The sequence below is a fragment of the Roseomonas sp. 18066 genome (assembly GCF_902706185.1).
Taxonomy (GTDB): domain Bacteria; phylum Pseudomonadota; class Alphaproteobacteria; order Acetobacterales; family Acetobacteraceae; genus Pseudoroseomonas.
This window is the reverse complement of the sequence record NZ_CACSJM010000132.1, coordinates 1-16,483: the sequence shown is the minus strand read 5'-3', so window position 1 is coordinate 16,483 and position 16,483 is coordinate 1. Positions and strand designations below refer to the sequence as shown.

At 74.6% G+C, this 16,483-nt stretch carries 20 protein-coding genes; 8 read left to right on the top strand and 12 right to left on the bottom strand.

The genetic code is table 11. The annotated features are described in order from the left end of the window. From GVN67_RS29800 to GVN67_RS22425, 3 genes are all read right to left on the bottom strand, one after another. Positions 1–903 (bottom strand): YsnF/AvaK domain-containing protein (locus tag GVN67_RS29800; RefSeq protein ID WP_200845359.1); only part of this gene is annotated, 903 nt, incomplete at its 3' end. Continuing rightward, a complete protein-coding gene (locus GVN67_RS22430; protein WP_159999561.1) occupies positions 896–1,840 on the bottom strand; it encodes a hypothetical protein in 945 nt (314 codons plus the stop codon). The genes GVN67_RS29800 and GVN67_RS22430, both read right to left, overlap by 8 nt. A 128-nt stretch (positions 1,841–1,968) precedes the next feature. Next, complete coding sequence (locus GVN67_RS22425; RefSeq protein ID WP_159999560.1) at positions 1,969–2,241, bottom strand: hypothetical protein; 273 nt, start codon at positions 2,239–2,241, stop codon at positions 1,969–1,971. Here GVN67_RS22425 and GVN67_RS22420 point away from each other — a divergent pair. From GVN67_RS22420 to GVN67_RS22405, 4 genes are all read left to right on the top strand, one after another. Continuing rightward, the gene (locus tag GVN67_RS22420) at positions 2,240–2,794 is read left to right on the top strand and encodes a ferritin-like domain-containing protein (protein WP_200845358.1); all 555 of its coding nucleotides are present in this window, start codon (positions 2,240–2,242) and stop codon (positions 2,792–2,794) included. The genes GVN67_RS22425 and GVN67_RS22420 overlap by 2 nt on opposite strands. A gap of 142 nt (positions 2,795–2,936) precedes the next feature. After that, the gene (locus GVN67_RS22415; protein ID WP_159999559.1) at positions 2,937–3,806 is read left to right on the top strand and encodes a Hint domain-containing protein; all 870 of its coding nucleotides are present in this window, start codon (positions 2,937–2,939) and stop codon (positions 3,804–3,806) included. 89 nt (positions 3,807–3,895) lie between these two features. Further along, a complete protein-coding gene (locus GVN67_RS22410) occupies positions 3,896–4,114 on the top strand; it encodes a hypothetical protein (protein ID WP_159999558.1) in 219 nt (72 codons plus the stop codon). A 371-nt stretch (positions 4,115–4,485) separates the two neighbouring features. Then, positions 4,486–4,863 carry a hypothetical protein gene (locus GVN67_RS22405; RefSeq protein ID WP_159999557.1) on the top strand — a complete coding sequence of 126 codons (378 nt, stop codon included), beginning with the start codon at positions 4,486–4,488 and terminating at the stop codon, positions 4,861–4,863. Between the two features lie 76 nt (positions 4,864–4,939). Here the strand turns inward: GVN67_RS22405 and GVN67_RS22400 are convergent, their stop codons facing one another. Continuing rightward, positions 4,940–5,161, bottom strand: coding sequence for a hypothetical protein (locus GVN67_RS22400; RefSeq protein WP_159999556.1), 222 nt, complete (start codon positions 5,159–5,161; stop codon positions 4,940–4,942). Positions 5,162–5,486: 325 nt separating this feature from the next. On the opposite strand from GVN67_RS22400, the gene GVN67_RS22395 reads away from it, so the two are divergent. From GVN67_RS22395 to GVN67_RS22385, 3 genes are all read left to right on the top strand, one after another. Beyond that, positions 5,487–6,866 (top strand): LLM class flavin-dependent oxidoreductase, encoded by a 1,380-nt coding sequence (locus GVN67_RS22395; RefSeq protein WP_159999555.1) that lies wholly within the window; start codon positions 5,487–5,489, stop codon positions 6,864–6,866. A gap of 140 nt (positions 6,867–7,006) precedes the next feature. Next, positions 7,007–7,561, top strand: a complete 555-nt coding sequence (locus GVN67_RS22390) for a hypothetical protein (RefSeq protein WP_159999554.1) — start codon at positions 7,007–7,009, stop codon at positions 7,559–7,561. Between the two features lie 23 nt (positions 7,562–7,584). Next, positions 7,585–8,325 (top strand): hypothetical protein, encoded by a 741-nt coding sequence (locus tag GVN67_RS22385; RefSeq protein ID WP_159999553.1) that lies wholly within the window; start codon positions 7,585–7,587, stop codon positions 8,323–8,325. 6 nt (positions 8,326–8,331) lie between these two features. Here GVN67_RS22385 and GVN67_RS22380 read toward each other — a convergent pair whose 3' ends face one another. Continuing rightward, positions 8,332–9,225, bottom strand: a complete 894-nt coding sequence (locus GVN67_RS22380) for an alpha/beta fold hydrolase (RefSeq protein ID WP_159999552.1) — start codon at positions 9,223–9,225, stop codon at positions 8,332–8,334. A gap of 231 nt (positions 9,226–9,456) precedes the next feature. On the opposite strand from GVN67_RS22380, the gene GVN67_RS30150 reads away from it, so the two are divergent. Then, positions 9,457–10,677, top strand: coding sequence for a DUF2325 domain-containing protein (locus tag GVN67_RS30150; RefSeq protein WP_159999551.1), 1,221 nt, complete (start codon positions 9,457–9,459; stop codon positions 10,675–10,677). A gap of 38 nt (positions 10,678–10,715) precedes the next feature. Here GVN67_RS30150 and GVN67_RS22370 read toward each other — a convergent pair whose 3' ends face one another. The 7 genes from GVN67_RS22370 to GVN67_RS22340 form a co-directional block, all read right to left on the bottom strand. Beyond that, entirely contained in the window at positions 10,716–11,498 is a 783-nt protein-coding gene (locus GVN67_RS22370; protein ID WP_159999550.1) for a hypothetical protein, read from the bottom strand. Further along, a complete protein-coding gene (locus GVN67_RS22365) occupies positions 11,477–12,322 on the bottom strand; it encodes an ABC transporter ATP-binding protein (RefSeq protein ID WP_200845356.1) in 846 nt (281 codons plus the stop codon). The genes GVN67_RS22370 and GVN67_RS22365 overlap by 22 nt, the downstream gene beginning before the upstream one ends. Then, positions 12,319–13,329, bottom strand: a complete 1,011-nt coding sequence (locus GVN67_RS22360) for an iron ABC transporter permease (RefSeq protein ID WP_159999549.1) — start codon at positions 13,327–13,329, stop codon at positions 12,319–12,321. The genes GVN67_RS22365 and GVN67_RS22360 overlap by 4 nt, the downstream gene beginning before the upstream one ends. Further along, positions 13,316–14,377 carry an ABC transporter substrate-binding protein gene (locus GVN67_RS22355; RefSeq protein ID WP_159999548.1) on the bottom strand — a complete coding sequence of 354 codons (1,062 nt, stop codon included), beginning with the start codon at positions 14,375–14,377 and terminating at the stop codon, positions 13,316–13,318. The genes GVN67_RS22360 and GVN67_RS22355 overlap by 14 nt, the downstream gene beginning before the upstream one ends. Positions 14,378–14,441: 64 nt before the next feature. Continuing rightward, positions 14,442–15,503, bottom strand: a complete 1,062-nt coding sequence (locus GVN67_RS22350) for an ABC transporter substrate-binding protein (protein WP_159999547.1) — start codon at positions 15,501–15,503, stop codon at positions 14,442–14,444. Continuing rightward, a complete protein-coding gene (locus tag GVN67_RS22345; RefSeq protein WP_159999546.1) occupies positions 15,503–15,712 on the bottom strand; it encodes a molybdopterin-binding protein in 210 nt (69 codons plus the stop codon). The genes GVN67_RS22350 and GVN67_RS22345 overlap by 1 nt, the downstream gene beginning before the upstream one ends. Before the next feature lie 28 nt (positions 15,713–15,740). Then, positions 15,741–16,483 (bottom strand): molybdate ABC transporter substrate-binding protein (locus tag GVN67_RS22340; protein ID WP_159999545.1); only part of this gene is annotated, 743 nt, incomplete at its 5' end.

The following is a 16,483-nucleotide window of genomic DNA, read 5'->3' as shown; positions in this document are numbered from 1 at the left end:
GGCGGGACCCGGCCAGCCGCTGCTGCGCCAGGCCGCCTCCTCCTCCTCCATGTCGAGCGCGTCATGCTCCTCGAGGATGGTCATCGCCGCCTCGGCGGCGTCGTCCGGCACCTCGGCCGAGACCAGGATGCCGCCGCGGCGGATGCCTTCCGAATAGGCCTGGCGGTCATCCTCGGGCATGAACAGCTGCTTCAGCGAATGCCAGAAGCTGCCATCGGCCTCGGCCGCCCCGGGGGCCGCCAAGGGGGCCGTCTCCGGATCGGCCGTGCCCGACAGGCTGTCGCCCCGGGCATGGACCGAGACGGCGTCCGGGTCGATGCCCAGCTGCTGCACCAGTTGCTCCACCGCGGCATCGGCGGTCAGGCGGTCCTTGAACATGGCGGTGATCGTGCGGGTCATGGCGGTGTTCCTGTGGGCGGCAGCGGCCATCGGCGGCGCCGCGAATGTCTGGGCCGGCGCGGCCCCGGGCGGCGCCGGTGGCGGGGGGCCGGCATCGCCCGCCGCCGGCCAGCGCTGCACCAGGGCGCGCTGCCGGCGGCGTGACGCCCGGCTCTCGAAGGCTGTCTCGATGGTGGCGAAGCGAAGCCGGATCTCCTCCTTCAGCAGGAGGCGCTTCTCGACGACCAGGATCTCCTCGACCACGGGGACGATCAGCACGTCGCCCTCGCGGCGGATCTCCGGCATCGCCGGCACTTCCCGGCCGATGGCGACATGCTCGACCGACACGCTGTGGCCGCGCAGCGTCTCGCGCAGCAGCTCCTCGACCGTCTCGGTCCGCAGGGCGACGCGGATCCCGTCGCCCTCGACCTGCCGCTTGCGCAGGATCAGCCGTTCCTCCGCCAGCGCGATAACCTGCTCGACAGCCCCGGCGGCCGGGCCGGCCGCCCGCGGGATGTCAGCCAAGCCGCGTGGTCCGCAGGCCCAGCAGGTCGCGGGTGCCCTTGCGCGCGCCGAGCACGGCGGCGATGGCCCCCAGCAGCATGATGGCGAACACCGCGTAGCCGGCCGTCGCCGCGCCCTTCGCCGTGGCATCGGCCGCGCGGCGCGCGGTGGCCTCGGCGCGCTGCAGCGCCTCGGTCGCCTGCTGCTCGGCGCGCTGCACGCGCTGCTGCGCGTCCTGCGGCGAGATGCCGTATTCGGCGGCGACCAGCTGGTTGAGGCGCTCGCGATCAAGCTGCGACAACGGGCCGTCGCTCAGCCGGCGCGCGGCCAGCTGGCCCATCTCCGCCTTGCGCTGGTCGGCGGTCATCGCGGCGGGGGCGGCGTTGTCGCCCTCCAGCGCGGCCTGCATGCGCTGCGTCACCTGCTGGGTCATGGCCTGCAGCCCGCCGGCATCGGTGCGGTTGGCGACCTGCTGCCCGGCCGCCGCGGTCAGCGAGCCGACGCCCTGCGCCGCGCCGCCGATCATGCTGGCCGCGCCGCTGGTGACGGTCGAGGCGATGCCGGTGACCAGGTTGCCCAGCAGCACCGCCGAGATGAGGAAAGCGGTGGCCCAGACCGCCAGGCCATGCAGCGTGCCGTCGGTGTTGTCGGCGGTGCCCGACAGCCGGGCCGCGGCATAGCCGCCGGCGGCCAGGGCGATCAGGTTGGACACCGCCATCCAGATGGCGGCGCCGAAGCCCAGGCTGCGCGCCGAGGGCGTGCCGCCCTGCACCGCATCGACCGTGGTGGCGCCGATGCCGGCGCCGAGGGCATGCAGCATCAGGCCGATGGCCAGGGCGACGACGGCACCGCCGATCACCGCCCCCCAGGAGATGCGCGCGCGCAGCGACGGCGCCCCTTCAGGCACGACCGCGGTGGCGAGGCCCTGAGGGGGCGCGTCGAGAGGATGGTTTTGCATCGGCGGTATTCCTGAGGCCGTGCTCGATCATCCGGGTGAGATGAGAGCTGGCATGTTGATGCGCCGCCAGACCATATCCATGACTTGACCTTGGACATGCCCGTCGACACAAATCATACAACCGCCCGTCAAATAACCGGTTGCAGCGATGCAAAATAATATTCCAGATGTCCGGCCCAACTCCGCGGATTGAATTTTTGGCTCTCCGCGAGAGGATGCGCATTATTTCTTTCAATATCCAGGTAAATTCCTGACCGGCCACGATGAAGCCAGAGAAAGTCGGATAAATTATTTTCCCCGGCTGGAATTCCGGGCCGGCGGCGGGCGCGCCGAATACGCCGCTGCGGCGTTCTGCTGCTGTCGCCGCCATCCAGGCCGCGGCGGGAGAGAACCCTGATCATGGCCGAGAAGACCCTGCGCGACGCGTTCCACGAGACCCTCAAGGACGTCTACTACGCCGAGAAGCAATCGGTCCGGGCGCTGAAGAAGGCGGCCAAGGCGGCGGAGGCCCCCGAGCTGAAGCAGGCCTTCGCCACCCATGCCGAGGAAAGCGCCAACCATGTCGAGCGCCTGGTCCAGGTGTTCGAGCTGCTCGGCAAGCCGGCCCGGGCCAAGACCTGCGAGGCGATGCAGGGGATCACCGCGGAGATGGAGGAGGACCTCGAGGAGTTCGGCGGCAGCGAGGCGGCCGACCATGTGCTGGTCGGCTGCGCCCAGGCGGTCGAGCATTACGAGATCGCCCGCTATGGCCTGCTGAAGAGCTGGGCCGGCAAGCTCGGCATGGCCGAGGCCGCGCGGCTGCTGGGCGAGACGCTGGAGGAGGAGAAGCGCACCGACGCGCTGCTGAGCAAGCTGGCCGACGCCCTGCCCTTCTCCGACGCCGAGCCGGCGGGGGAAGCCGCGGACGAGGCCGCCACCCCGGCGCCCCGCGCCAAGGCGAAAAGCCGGGCCTGACCGCCCGGGCCGCGGCGGCGCCCGCCGCCGCCGCGACCCTGGCCGGCCGCCATCACATTTGCCGCAGCGGGGCGCCCGGCCTTGCGCGGCGGGTTTTCATCGTTACGCTGGAGGTGAAATTTACAGAAGCCAGGCGAAGAACATGGCCACCCACAGCTTCCTCTCGCTCTACCAGCTCGACGGCGCCGGCGTCGTCGTCGGCTCGGCCACCAGCATCGTCGCCGAGAGCGTCGATGCCACCCTGTCGCCCGGCGACGAGGTGACGATGGAGCGCTCGGGCTCCAGCTTCGTCTTCGAGTTCAAGCATGCCAGCGGCGACGGCTTCGTCGCCACGCTGGTCTCCGGCTCGAATTCCTTCCCGCTCGGCGACTACTGGTTCAGCGACACCGCCTATGGCAACGGGACGGTGGCGCCGGACGACGGCGATTCCTACGTGCTGTGCTTCCTCGAAGGCACGCTGATCGCCACCCCCGCCGGCGAGCGCCCGGTCGAGAGCCTGGCCATCGGCGATGCCGTGCTCGACGCCGAGGGCCGCGCCCTGCCGGTGCGCTGGCTGGGCCAGCGGACCGTCGCCAGCCGCTTCGCCGACCGCGCCGGCAGCTTCCCCATCCGCATCGGCGCCGGCGCGCTGGGCGAGGCGCTGCCGCGGCGCGACCTTTACCTGTCGCCGGCCCATGCGCTGCTGCTGGACGGCGTGCTGGTGCAGGCCGGCGCGCTGGTCAATGGCAGCAGCATCCGCCAGCTGGCCCGGCCGCCCGAGCGCTTCACCTATTTCCACATCGAGCTCGCCGGCCATGCGCTGGTGCTGGCCGAGGGCGCGGCGGCCGAGACCTTCGTCGACAATGCCGCGCGCAGCCGCTTCGACAACCACGCCGACTATGTCGCGCTGTATGGCGAGGCGGCGGCCGCGACCGGCGAGCTGGCGGCGCCCCGGGTCAGGTCGCCGCGCCAGCTGCCGGCGGCCCTCCGCGACCGGCTGGCGGCGCGGGCGGCGATGCTCGACGCGGCCTGACGCCGGGCCCGCACGAATTTTGCAGTAATTGCCCGGCGGTGCGCGCCTTATGGCAGCAGCAGCAATGCCGCTGCCTGGAGGCCGCGCCGATGTTTGGCTTCATGGCTCCCGTCTGGGCTCTCTTCAATCCGCTCTGGGCCTTGCTGGCGGCACGCACCTGGATCTGCGCCGCCGCCATCGCCGGGATCAGCCTGCTGCTCGTGCTGCTGCGCCTGCCGGTGACGGCGGCCTTCATGGCCGGGATGCTGGGCCTCCTGCTGATGTGGAAATCCGAGCACGACCAGGCGGCCGAAGGCCCCCGCGCGTGACGGCCGCCGCGACGCAAAGCGTCGGGGCCATTTCCAGGGCCGCGGCCTGGACGCGCCACCTGGCCCGGCCGCCGCGAACGCCCGGCCGGTAGCACCGGCCCCCGCCATCCGGACCGTCCCGCGGTCATCCGGGGTTCATCCCCGGAGGCCATCCCGGGCCGGAGGCCGCCCAGGCTGCCGGCACCGGTCATTATTGACCGGCCTCCGTGATCGGCGATTTTTTCTCATATTTTAAGACAGCGCAAAAAACTTCCGGCTGGCGATGGCGTTGACCATCGCCGCGCCCCCCCTGGGCGCGGCCCCCCATGAGGAGACCAGGCTGTGCAGCCCTGTCCTTGGCGTGCCGGACGAGCCTACCCGCGGAGCCTGGCATGGCGCTGACCAGCGCCGAGCGCCAGGCCCGTTTCCGCGGCCGCAAGCCCGACGCGCCGATCCGCGAGACGATCATCTGGGGCCTGCCGGCGGCGGCGCTCAGCTGCATCGCGACGCTGCAGCATCCCGGCGACGACCAGGAGGGCTGCCGCGACGGCATCGTGGCCTCCGCCGTCCTCGCCTTCTGCGACAAGCTGCGTCTCGACCAGCAGGTGGTCGGCGAGATCTCCTTCGCCAACGAGCCGCTCTGCGCCTGGCTGGGCGGCGCCGACTATCTGCTGAACTGCCTGGACTGGCGCGAGGCGAATTGCGAATGGCAGCAATCGCCCGACCCGGCGCGCGGACCGCCGCCGGCCCCGCCCGCCATCGGCGGCTGAGCCGGCGTTCCGCATCCTTGTCGCGCAGGGCTGGAAGAATTGCGACAGGCGTCGGCGCGGATCGTCGCGCAGGATGTCAGGGGCCGGCCGGCTCGACCCGGCCCCAGAGGCGATGCGCCTCGAAGCGGATCATCACCTGGGTCTCGTGCGGCAGGCCGAGCAGCGCATTGTCCAGCAGCCGGCTGGAGGCGCCCAGCGGCAGGCGCGACTGCAGGATCAGCCCCTCGATCGCTTCGACGAGCGCCACCGCGACGTCATGCATCAGGACAGCCTGGCTCAGGTCGTGGGGACGCTTCATGATGATCCGCCGGTCCTTCAGAAGTCGAGGCACGGCGGCTGCAGGAGGACAGCCAGGGCTGCATCACCGTGACCCCCTGGCGGTGAAAAATACAGGTAATTGATCCTCCCGTTTGATTGTCGCCGAAGTTTCGGAGAATGCAGCGCGGCCGGGCGGGCGGGCCCTGCCCGGCCGCGCTGCATCTTTCCTGGACAGGCTTTGCCGCCAGGATAGCCATCCCGCGCCGGCAAGCCGCTTTTTCCCGGCTTCCGGCCCGGGCCAGGCGGTTTGGCGCGGCCGGTCCGCGGCGCAGACTGCGGTCCTGGGCAGGCAGGGAGCGGGCGGCATGGCGGATGGAGCGCGGCGGCAGATCAGGCTGGGGGTCTCGATGGCGGGCCTCGGCTACCACCCGGCGGCCTGGCGCCATCCGGAGACGCCGCCGGGCGGCAACATGGACCTGCGCCACTATGTCGCCATGGCCGGCCTCGCCGAGCGCGGGCTGTTCGACATGCTGTTCCTGGCCGATGGCGTCGGCGTCCGCAGCTATGACGAGCCGGCCGGCGCGCTGCCGCGCCAGGCCAACAACGTGCAGTTCGAGCCGCTGACGCTGCTCTCGGCCCTGGCCATGGTGACGCGGCATATCGGCCTGGTCGCCACCGCCTCGACCACCTGGAACGAGCCCTATCACGTGGCGCGGAAATTCGCCTCGCTCGACCATATCAGCGGCGGGCGGGCCGGCTGGAACGTGGTCACCTCGCATACCGACATGGAGGCGCAGAATTTCGGCGCCGAGCGGATGCCGGACAAGGCCGAGCGCTATGGCCGCGCCGCCGAGTTCGTCGCGGTGGTGCAGGGGCTGTGGGACAGCTGGGACGACGACGCCTTCCTGCGCGACCAAGCCAGCGGCCTCAACTACGACCCGGCGAAGCTGCATGTGCTGGACCATCGCGACCGGCATTTCCGGGTGCGCGGCCCGCTGAACGTGGCGCGCCCGCCGCAGGGCCATCCGGTGATCGTGCAGGCCGGCGCCTCGGACCAGGGGCGCGACCTGGCGGCGCGCACGGCGGAGGTGATCTATGTCGCCGCCCCCGACATCGCCGAGGCGCGCGCCTACTACGCCTCGGTGAAGGGCCGCATGGCGCAGCACGGGCGCGCGCCCGACGCGCTGCGGATCATGCCCGGCCTGATGGCGATCATCGGCAGCAGCCGTCAGGAAGCGCAGGACCGGCATGCGGCGCTGCAGGCGCTGGTCGATCCGGTGGTCGGCCTGTCGCAGCTGGCCTTCTCGATGGGCGATCTCAGCGCCTATCCGGTCGACGGGCCGGTGCCGCTGCTGCCGGAATGGCGGCAGAGCCGCGGCCAGACGATGTACGACATGGCGCAGCGCCAGGGCCTGAGCATCCGCGGGCTCTACCTGGCGATCGCCGCCGGCAACGGGCACCGCCAGGTCATCGGCACGGCGATGGATGTCGCCGACGAGATGCAGGAATGGTTCGAGACGGGGGCGGCGGACGGCTTCAACATCCTGCCGGCCTGGTCGCCCTCCGGCCTCGCCGCGGTGGTCGACCAGGTGGTGCCCGAGCTGCAGCGCCGCGGCCTGTACCGGACCGCCTATGAGGGCGCCACGCTGCGCGACCGGCTGGGCCTCGCCCGCCCCGCCAGCCGCCACGTCAGCTGCCCCGCCAGCTGCCCCGGCGCCCGGCACGACGCTGCCGGCGGGCGTTGACGCGGCCGCAGGTCGCGTGAAATCCTGCCGCGGCAGCCTGCCGCCGGCGCATCCCGTCCCCGGGCGGACGGCGGCGGCATGGTCCGGCGCCTTGCCGGATCGCGCGATCGCATGGCACGCCACGGGCGGGAGAGAACTGCATGGTGATGCCCGCGGGCCGGCTCGGCCGGCTTGCCCTCCTGGCCCCGGCGCTGCTGGTGGCGGCCCTCCTGCCGGCGGCGCCGCTGCGGGCGGAGGCACGGCTGCTCGCCTTCGTGCCGGCCGACCGCGCGGCGCGGCAGGCCTGGGACGGGCTGCTGCGCCAGGACGCGGCGCTGGCCCGGGATGCCCGGCGCCAGCGCTTCGTCCCGGCGCGCGACCTGGCGATGCTGCGCGCCGACCTCAATGGCGACGGCCGGCCCGAGCTGTTCCTCTACGCCAATCTCCTCGCCTATTGCGGCAGCGCCGGCTGCATGGTGCGGATCCTGTCGCCGCGCGCCGGCGGCTGGGCCCTGGTCTGCGAGACCTATGCCGAGGACGGCGTGCCGATGGTCGCCGGCGCGCCCGGCGCCACCGGCTGGCGCGGGCTGCGCGGCACCTACGACGTCACCTGGCGGGCCGATCCGCGGCGCCCGCTGGGCATCGCCTGCGTCGAGGGCGAGACCATCCCGCGCGCCGAGCAGGGCCGCCTGCCGGCCCCGGCGGTGCGGCGGTGATGGCCCCCTGCCGGATGGCGGTGATGACCCCGCGCCGGCTGGCGCTGGCCGGCCTGCTGCTGCTGCCCGGCCTGGCCCGGGCGGCGGGGGCGGCGGCGGCGCCGGCCGGAACCCCGGTCATGGCCCGCCTGCTGCCGGATGCGCCGCCGATGCAGCTGCGCAGCCAGCCGCAGGACGACCCCGAGCGGCTGGTGCGCATCCATGTCCAGCGCAGCGGCGCCGCCCCCGGCCTGGTGCTGCTGCCCTCGCGCTACGGCGGCGACACCCGGCTGACGGTGCTGCCGCTGGGCGACCGGCAGGTGGTGATGGCCGAGATGGATGGCGTCGGCGGCACCGGCATCTCCCAGCGGCTGGGCGTGCTGATCGGCATCGACCGGGAAGGCCAGCTGCGCGTCATCGGCATCGAGAACCTGGCGCTGCAGGAAGCCGGCACCTGCGAGAGCGAGGCGGTGCTGCGCGCCACCCTCTCGGCCCGGCCGGGCGGCCTGGCCCTGGCCAGCGACTTCCAGCGCCGGCGCGGCCCCTGCGGCTTCCGCTGGCGCGGCCAGCCGCGGCGGGAACGCTGGAGCGAGACGCTGGTCTGGGATGGCGCCGGCCCGCTGGCGGCCGCGGCCCTGCCCGCCGGCGCCGGGCCGGTGCAGCGCGCGGCGGCGGCGGCGCGCCGGCAGGTGGCCGGGCTGCTGGCCCGGCCGGTGACCGACCTGCGGCCGCTGGCGCTGGAGCGGACCGGGCTGTTCGACCTGGCCTCGCCGCGCCACGGCTGAGCGCCGTCACCCCGGCGAGGCCTGGCGGCCGGACAAGCAACCGGACAGGCGGCGCAGGAAGGCGAGCAGCGGCGGCGTGACCACCGCCGGCCGCTCCAGGCTCGGCAGATGCGCGACGCCGGCCAGAAGGCCGGTGGAGGCGCCCGGGATCGCCGCCGCGATCCGCCGGCAGCGATCCTGGATATGCGGGAAGTCGAGCGCGCCGGCCATCACCAGGCAGGGCAGGCGGAGCTCGCCCAGGCGCTCGAGGCCGAAGCCGGCATCGGTGTTGGCGCCGACCGGCGGCGCGCGCAGCGCCAGGCCGTTCATCGCCAGGAACAGCTGCCGCACCGGCCCCTGCACCCGCCCCTCCGGCGCCAGCGGGCCATCCAGCCAGAGCCGCGCCTTGATGGCGTTCACCTGCTCCAGCTCGCCCGCCGCCAGGGCCGCCTGCTGCCGCGCCAGCAGGCTGGCGATGGCCGGCGGGTGCGCGGGCTCCGCCGTGCCGCCGCCACCGCTGGGCGCGATCAGCACCAGGCCGCGGATGGCGGCGGGATGGCGCAGCGCCGCCTCGATGGCGATCCTGCCCCCCTGCGAGCAGCCGACCAGGATGGCGGGCGCGTCGCCGGCCAGCGCCGCGATCACCGCCATCAGATCGGCCACGCCGGAGTAATCCTCGGCCTGCGCCTGGCTGTGGCCGAAGCCGCGCCGGTCATAGGCGATGGCGCGGCCGACCGCCTGCACCGCCGCCCAGGGCGCCTGCCACATGCGGCTGTCGCAGACATTGGCGTGCAGGAAGACGACGGGGCAGCCGTGGCCATCGGCCCATGCCGCCAGCCGGGCGCGGCCCGAAGGGATCGAGTGCCCGGGAAGCCGATGCCCGGGGAGCTGTTGCCCAGGGAGCTGATGCTCGGGAAGCATGCCGCAGAGGACCCTTGCCGACGGCCAGGGCCGGCCCAGCGCGGCCCCGGCGAGGCGTCGAGCATAGCCGCCCCGCCAGGCCGGCCACCACCCCGGCCGGCAAAAGCCTGGGGCGGCTTGCCTCGTTATTCCCAACTGTATATGACGATGGGCATGGCAAGCGGATGCTGCGGACACCCCCCCGGACGCGCCCAGCCCAGGCCGCCGCTGCGCGCGACGGCCAGCGCGATGATGCCCGCGCCGCTGCCCGCGACGACGCCCGCGCCGCTGCCGATCCGGCCGCAGGACGCCTATCTTTTCGCGCATCGGCGGCGCCGGCTGTGGGAGCTCGCCGCCCCCTACCACTGCTCGGTCATCGGCACCTGCCTGACCACCGAGGGGCTGCGCAAGGTGCTGGCCAAGCTCGGCCGCGGCGCGGCGGCGGAAAGCGACCATGCGCTGCACAGCCTGGCCGTCGGCCTGGCCGCGGCGCAGGGCCCGGCCGCCCGGCTGCTGGACAAGGCGCTGGACGCCGCGCATGCCGCCGCGCTGCGCCGCTTCGACAAGGCGCGCAGCGAGGCCGCCCTGCGCGCGCTCTGGGCCCAGGCGGCGGCCGAGGGCGACATTCCCGGCCCCTACTGGGCGCTGCTGACCCATGCCGATGCGGGGGCGGCGCTGCAGGCCGAGGCCTTCGCGCAGGTCCACATGCTGTCGCACCTGGTCGGCGCCGCCAACCGCGCCGATATCCGCCGGCTGGCCGCGCTGGAGGCCGAGCGCGCGGCGCTGCTGGACCGGCTGGCGCGGCAGCAATCGGCGATGCACCAGGCCGTCACCGCGCGCGACGCCACCATCGAGCAGCTGCGCGGCCACCTGCTGCAGCGCGCCGAGGCCGCCTCCCCCGCCGCCTCCGCCGCCGGGGCGGTGGCCGAGGAGCTGCGCCGCCGCCTCGAGCGCGAGGCGCGCCAGCGCGGCGCGCTGCAGCAGCGGCTGGACCAGGCGCTGGCGCGTCTGGCCGCCGCCCGGCGCGAGGCCGCCGAGGCGGCGACGCGCGAGGCCACGCTGCAGGCCGAGCTCGCCGCCCTCGATGCCAGCCTGGCGCCGGCCGAGGAGGCCGGCGGCGCGCCGCGGCCGGTGCGGCTCGATCTCGGCGGCATGGCGCTGCTCTATGTCGGCGGCCGCCCCGGCCAGGCCGCGCATCTGCGCCGCGCCGCCCAGGCCGCCGGCGCCACGCTGCTGCTGCATGATGGCGGCGTCGAGCAGGCGGAGGCGCAGCTCGCCGGGCTGCTCGGCCGGGTCGATGCGGCGCTGTTCCCGGTCGATTGCGTCAGCCATGACGCGGCGCTGACGGTCAAGCGGCTGTGCCGCCGCCAGGGCAAGCCTTTCGTGGCGCTGCGCGCGGCCGGCGGCGCCGCCTTCCTGGCCGCGCTGCAGGGACTGGCGCGGCAGCGCGCGCTGCCGCCCGCCGGGGACTGACCGCGCCGGCCAGGGGCCGAGGTCCGAGGTCTGGCGGGCTATTCCGCCCGCGCCACCAGCAGGTCGAGCGCCGCCGCGACCGGGATGCGGCGCAGCCGCTCCACCGGCAGGCCGTCGACGGTCGCCGCCCGCAGCCGGGCGGCGGCGCGATCCCTGTCGGCGACAGCGACCTCGTCGCGGCGGGCCCCGATCTGCGCGATCCAGCGCAGCCGGTCGCGCATCCGCGCCCGGTCGTCGGCGGTGGGCATGGCGCGGGCGCGGGCCAGCCCGGCCTCGGGGTACAGCACCCGCTCGGCATAGCGCAGCAGGATCGGGTCCCGCCCGCGCAGCACCACATCGGCGTCGCGCGCCGCCCCGGCGGGGTGGTAGGCGAAGGCGCTGGCGATGCGCTCCAGCGCCGAGGCCGGCTCCTTGAAGGCGAAGTCGGCGACGGCCGGCGCGCCATCCGGCACCGCCAGCCGGCTGATGCCGTGGTCGTTCAGCGCCTCCAGCACCGCCGCCGGCTCATCGGGCAGGAAGACCTCCTTGCGCGGCGGCCAGAAGTCATAGGCGCTGACATCGCCGAAGCGGCCGCCGACATGGAACAGGTAGATGTCCGGATAGCGCGCCGGCTTGCCGCGGCGCCCAGGATCGCTGTCGTAGTAAGCCAGGATGGCGATCTGGATCAGCAGATTGGCGCCGAGCGCGCCCAGGGGCCCGGTCACCACGATGCCGAAGCGGTCATGGCTGTGCCAGCCCGGCAGCAGGTCGCGCCATTCCGCCGGACGGCCATCGATGGCGATGTCGAAGAGATCGGGCTTCAGCTCGAAGGCGGTGTGCATGCGGCGTCTCCTCCGATGGGCGCGCGGGGCGGCCCGGCGGGCGCGCCGAAATCCGGCACCGCCACCGCCTGGCCGAAGCCGCTGCGCAGGATCTCGATCGGCAGGCCATAGGCGCGTCGCAGCAGGTCGGGACGGATGACCTCCCCGACCGGGCCGGCGACGGCGCCGTCGCGGCCCAGCAGCAGAACCTCGCCGCCGCAGGCCAGGGCATGGCTGGGGTCGTGGCTGCTCATCGCCACCGCCAGCCCCTCGGCGGCCAGGGCGCGGACCACGTCCAGCACCTGGCGCTGGTTGGCCAGGTCCAGATGCGCGGTGGGCTCGTCCAGCAGCAGCACCGGCGCCGCCTGGGCCAGGGCGCGGGCGAGGCGCACCATCTGCTGCTCGCCGCCGCTCAGCGCCGTCATCGGCCGTGGCGCCAGATGCGCGATGCCGAGGCGCCGCAGCGCCGCCGCCGCCCGCGCCCGGTCGGCGGCGCCCGGGCGCTGGAACAGGCCGAGATGCGCGGCGCGGCCGGTCAGCACGATCTCGCCGGCGGTGAAGGCGAAGGCCTCGGCCTCGCTCTGCGCCATGAAGGCCAAGCGGCGGGCGCGCGCGGCGTCGTCCAGCGCGGCGACCGGCGTCCCGCCCAGCAGCACCGCGCCTTCGCCGGGCTTGGCGAGACCGGCCAGGCAGCGCAGCAGCGTCGACTTGCCGACGCCGTTCGGCCCCAGGATGGTCAGCGGCCGCCCCGGGCGCAGCGCCAGCTGCAGCCCGGCGAAGACCGGCCGCGCCGCGCCGGGATGGCGGAAGCCGAGGCCGCGCGCCTCCAGCGGCGCCACGCTCATGTCCAGGACTTCTCGCCGCGCAGCAGCAGGGCGGCGAAGACCGGCGCGCCCAGCAGCGAGGTGACGATGCCGAGCGGGATCTCCGCCGCCGAGAGGCTGCGCGCCAGCGTGTCGGCCAACAGAAGAAAACTGCCGCCGATCAGCAGGGTGGCGGGCAGCAGCCGGTCATGGTCGGCGCCGACCAGCAGCCGGCCGAGATGCGGCACCACCAGCCCGACCCAGCCGACCAGCCCGCAGACGGCGACGGCGCTCGACGCCAGCGCGGTCGCCAGGCCGAGCTGCAGCGCGCGCTCCAGCCCCAGCCGCACGCCCAGCGCCCGGGCGGCCTCGTCGCCCATGGCCAGCAGGTTGAGCCGCCAGCGCAGCGCCAGCAGCAAGGCCAGCAGCGGCGCGTTGAGCGCCAGCAGCCCCCAGAACACCGGCGCGCGCACGCCGGAGAGCGAGCCGAGCAGCCAGTATTCGATCACCGGCAGCTTGTTCTCCGGATCGGCGCTGTATTTCAGCAGGCCGAGCAGCGCGGTGAAGACCGAGGCGACGATGATGCCGGACAGCACCAGCACCAGGGTGCGGTTGCCGCGGCAGGCCCGGCCCAGCGCCGTCGTCGCCAGCGTCGCCAGCACCGCGAAGCCGAAGGCCGAGGCCTGGATCGCCAGCGCCCCCCCGTCCAGCAGGATCGCCAGCGCCGCGCCGAAGCCCGCCCCGGCCGAGACGCCCAGCACGAAGGGGCTGACCAGCGGGTTGCGGAAGACGCCCTGGTAGGTGGCGCCGCCGATCGCCAGCGAGGCGCCGACCAGCAGGGCGACGCCGATCCGCGGCAGCCGCACCTGCAGCAGGGCGATCTCGGCGGTGCGCGGCCAGTCGGGCTCGATCGGCAGCAGCGGCGCCAGCAGGATGCGCAGCACGGTGGCCGGCGGCAGGCTGAAGCGGCCGAGGCCGAGCGACAGCAGCACCGCCAGCAGCGCCAGCGCGCCGAGCCACAGCAGCGGCCGCGACCTAGGCGCCGTCATAGGCGACGCCGTAGAAGCGCTGGTAGAAATCCTGCGCCCGCGCCGCCAGGTCGAGATCGGCGAACAGCGCGGGGTGCAGCGCCCGGGCCATCCAGGCCTCGCCCAGCGCCAGGCTTTCCGGCGCCGGATGGCCCCAGGGCTTGACGTATTCCGGGGTGACCAGGACGCGGCCCTCGGCCACCGCGCGGATCGGCGCCCAGGCCGGGTCCTGGCGGATCTGCGCGGCGACCGCGGCGTAGCGGTCCTGCACGATCACCACGGCCGGGTTCCAGTCCAGCACCTGCTCCATGGTGACCTTGCCGAAGCCCTGCAGCGCGCGCGCCACGTTGCGCCCGCCGGCCAGCTCCATCACCACGCCGGTGTACTTGCCGCGGCCATAGGTCGCGAGCTCGGGATTGGCCATGTACATCGGCGTCCGCGCCGCCTCGGCCAGGGTGGCGACGCGCGATTCCACCAGGCGGCGGCCGGCCAGCGCCGCGGCGGCCAGTTCCCCGGCGCGGGCCTGGCGGCCGGTGATCTCGCCGAGCAGCCGGATCGCCTCGACCAGCCCGTCGGTATAGGCGGTCTTCTCGTCGGCCAGCACCGGGTTCAGCTTGCCGCGCTCGCTGGGCGGGCCGCTGAAGAAGGCCAGCTGCGCCACCGGCATGCCCGCCGCCTCGATCGCCTGCACCATCTGCGGCGGCGCGTAATGCGTCAGGATCACCAGCTCCGGGGCCAGCGCCAGCAGCGCCTCGACATTGGCGCTGGTCAGGCTGCCCGGCGTCGGCAGCTTGTCATAGCCGGGCGCCAGGCGGGCGAAGCCGGGGCCGAGCTGCTGCCGCCAGTCGCGCAGCACGCCGACCACCTGGCCGGTGGCGCCAAGCTGGGCCAGCACATCCATGCTGTGGTGCTGCAGCACGACGATGCGGGTGACCTGCCGCGGGAGGCGGATGGTGCGGCCATTCTGGTCGGTGACCTCGCGCATCACCGGCTGGGCGCGGCCCGGGGCGGCGGCGGCCAGGGCGGGCAGCGCCAGCCCGGCGCGGAGCAACAGACGGCGGTGCAGCATGGGCCAGCATCCCTGGGCGTTGTATCCGTCTGTATAGAACGCTGGGCGGCTCGCGCCAGGGGCCTTACGGCAGCGCGCCGCGCAGCAGGGCGGCCATCTGCGCCGCATCCGGCCGGCGGTGGTAGAGCAGCGCGGACAGGTCGGCGATGCGCGGCGCCAGCTTCTCCGGCGGGCGCAGGCCGAGCAGCACCGGCAGCCAGGCCAGGCCCAGCAGCCGGTTGACCGAGGGCGGGCTGTCCACCCAGCCATAGGGCAGCACCGGCGCCAGGGCGACGCGACCGGCCTTCACCGCCCGCAGGCTGCCCCAGACCGGATGGCCGGGCATGGCGGCGGCGAGCCCGGCCTCCGGCGTGACGATCCAGTCGGGGTCCCAGGCGACGACCTGCTCGGCCGAGACCGGCGCCAGCCCGCCGCTGCCGAGCTGCGCCGCGGCGACATTCTCGGCGCCGCAGAACTCGATGATCTCGGTGTTGATCGAGCCGCGCAGCCCGGTCTCCAGCCCCTGCGGCCCGCGGGCGTAATAGACCCGCGGCCGGCCGCGCGCGGCGAGCGTGGCGGCGCCGTCCCGCGCTTCTTCCAGCAGGCGCTCCGCCGCCTCGGCACGCGGCGCGGCGGCGGCCTGGCGGCCGAGGATCTCGCCCAGCAGCCGGAAGGTGGCGGGAATGCCGGACAGCGTGCCGTCCAGCAGCAGCACCGGCAGCCGGGTCTGCGCCTGCAGCCGGTCGGCGAGCTCGACATAGGGCCGGGTGACCAGGCCGTAGTCGAGGATCATCTGCGCGCCGCTGGCCACCACCGCCTCGACGCTGGCGGTGTCGCCGGCACGGCCGGTCAGGCGCCCGGTCTCGCCCAGGGCGGCGGCCTCGGGCGGCAGGAAGCCGAGCTCCGCCCCGCGCGGGGCGCGGACCCAGCCGGCCAGCAGGTCGGGGGCGATGCTCCAGATCGGCAGGGCGGCGGGCGGGCCGGCGGCGACCACCTTGGTCACCAGCGCGGGCAGCGTGACCGCGCGGCCGGCGGCGTCGCGCAGCGGGCGGGTCGTCTGGGCGTGGCTCGTCTGGGCACGCGCCGCGGCGACCGGCAGCGCGGTCAGCGCCCCCAGCAGCGCGCGGCGGCCGGGGGCGGGGCGCATCAGGCCTTGCCGATGATGACGTCGGAGGCCTTGACGATGGCCGAGGCCTCGTCGCCGACCTTCAGCTCCAGCGCGTCGACCGCCTCGTTGGTGATCGAGGCGGTGATCACCGACCCGCCGGGCAGGGTGATCTTCACATGCGCCGTGGTCTGGCCCTTGGTGACGGCGCTGACGGTGCCGGACAGCACGTTGCGGGCGGACAGCTTCATGGGCGGGGTCTCCTGGGATGGGCGCGCATCATAGGGCGCCGAGCGCCTCGGTCACGGTGACGAAGCCGTGCCGGGCCAGGATCGCCTGGCCCTCCGGCGACAGCAGGAAGAAAGCCAGCCGGGCGGCGGCCGGATGCGCCGAGAGCAGGGCCAGGGCGTAGTCGGCGCCGACCGCCAGCGCCGCGGGCAGCGCCACCACCTGGACGCCCGGGCAGTCGCGCTGCACCGCCGCCGCCGAGGTCCGGTAGCCGAGGAAGATATCGGCATGGCCCTGCGCCAGCTGCCAGCCGACGGCATGGCGGCCGGGCGGCGCCGGCGCGCTGTCGCGGCCGCCGACCAGCGGCAGCGCCTTGGCCGCCAGCACGTCGCCCGCGCCGGGCTGCAGCCGCCCGGCGCGGGCGAAAACCTGCCCCGCATAGTCGCCGGAGGGATCGGCGCCGGGGGTCGAGGTGCCCAGGCGGATCGCAGGCTCCAGCATCCGCTGCAGCAGGCTGTCGGGGCTGACCGCGAGGCCGGCGCGGACCAGGGCGCAGAGGCTGTTGCGGGCGAAGATGACCGGCGGCCCGGACCGCCCGGCGCGCGCCAGGATGCGGGCATGCTCCAGGCTGGCCGAGGCGAAGAGATCGGCCGCCTCGCCCTGCTCGATGCGCTGCCGCAGCAGGCCGGCGGGGCCGTGCACCGCCTCGACCGCGCCGCCGCCGGCGGCGGCGAAGGCCGCGAGCAGGTCGCCCATCGCCACCGTCAGGCTGCCGGCGGCCAGCAGGCGGGGGG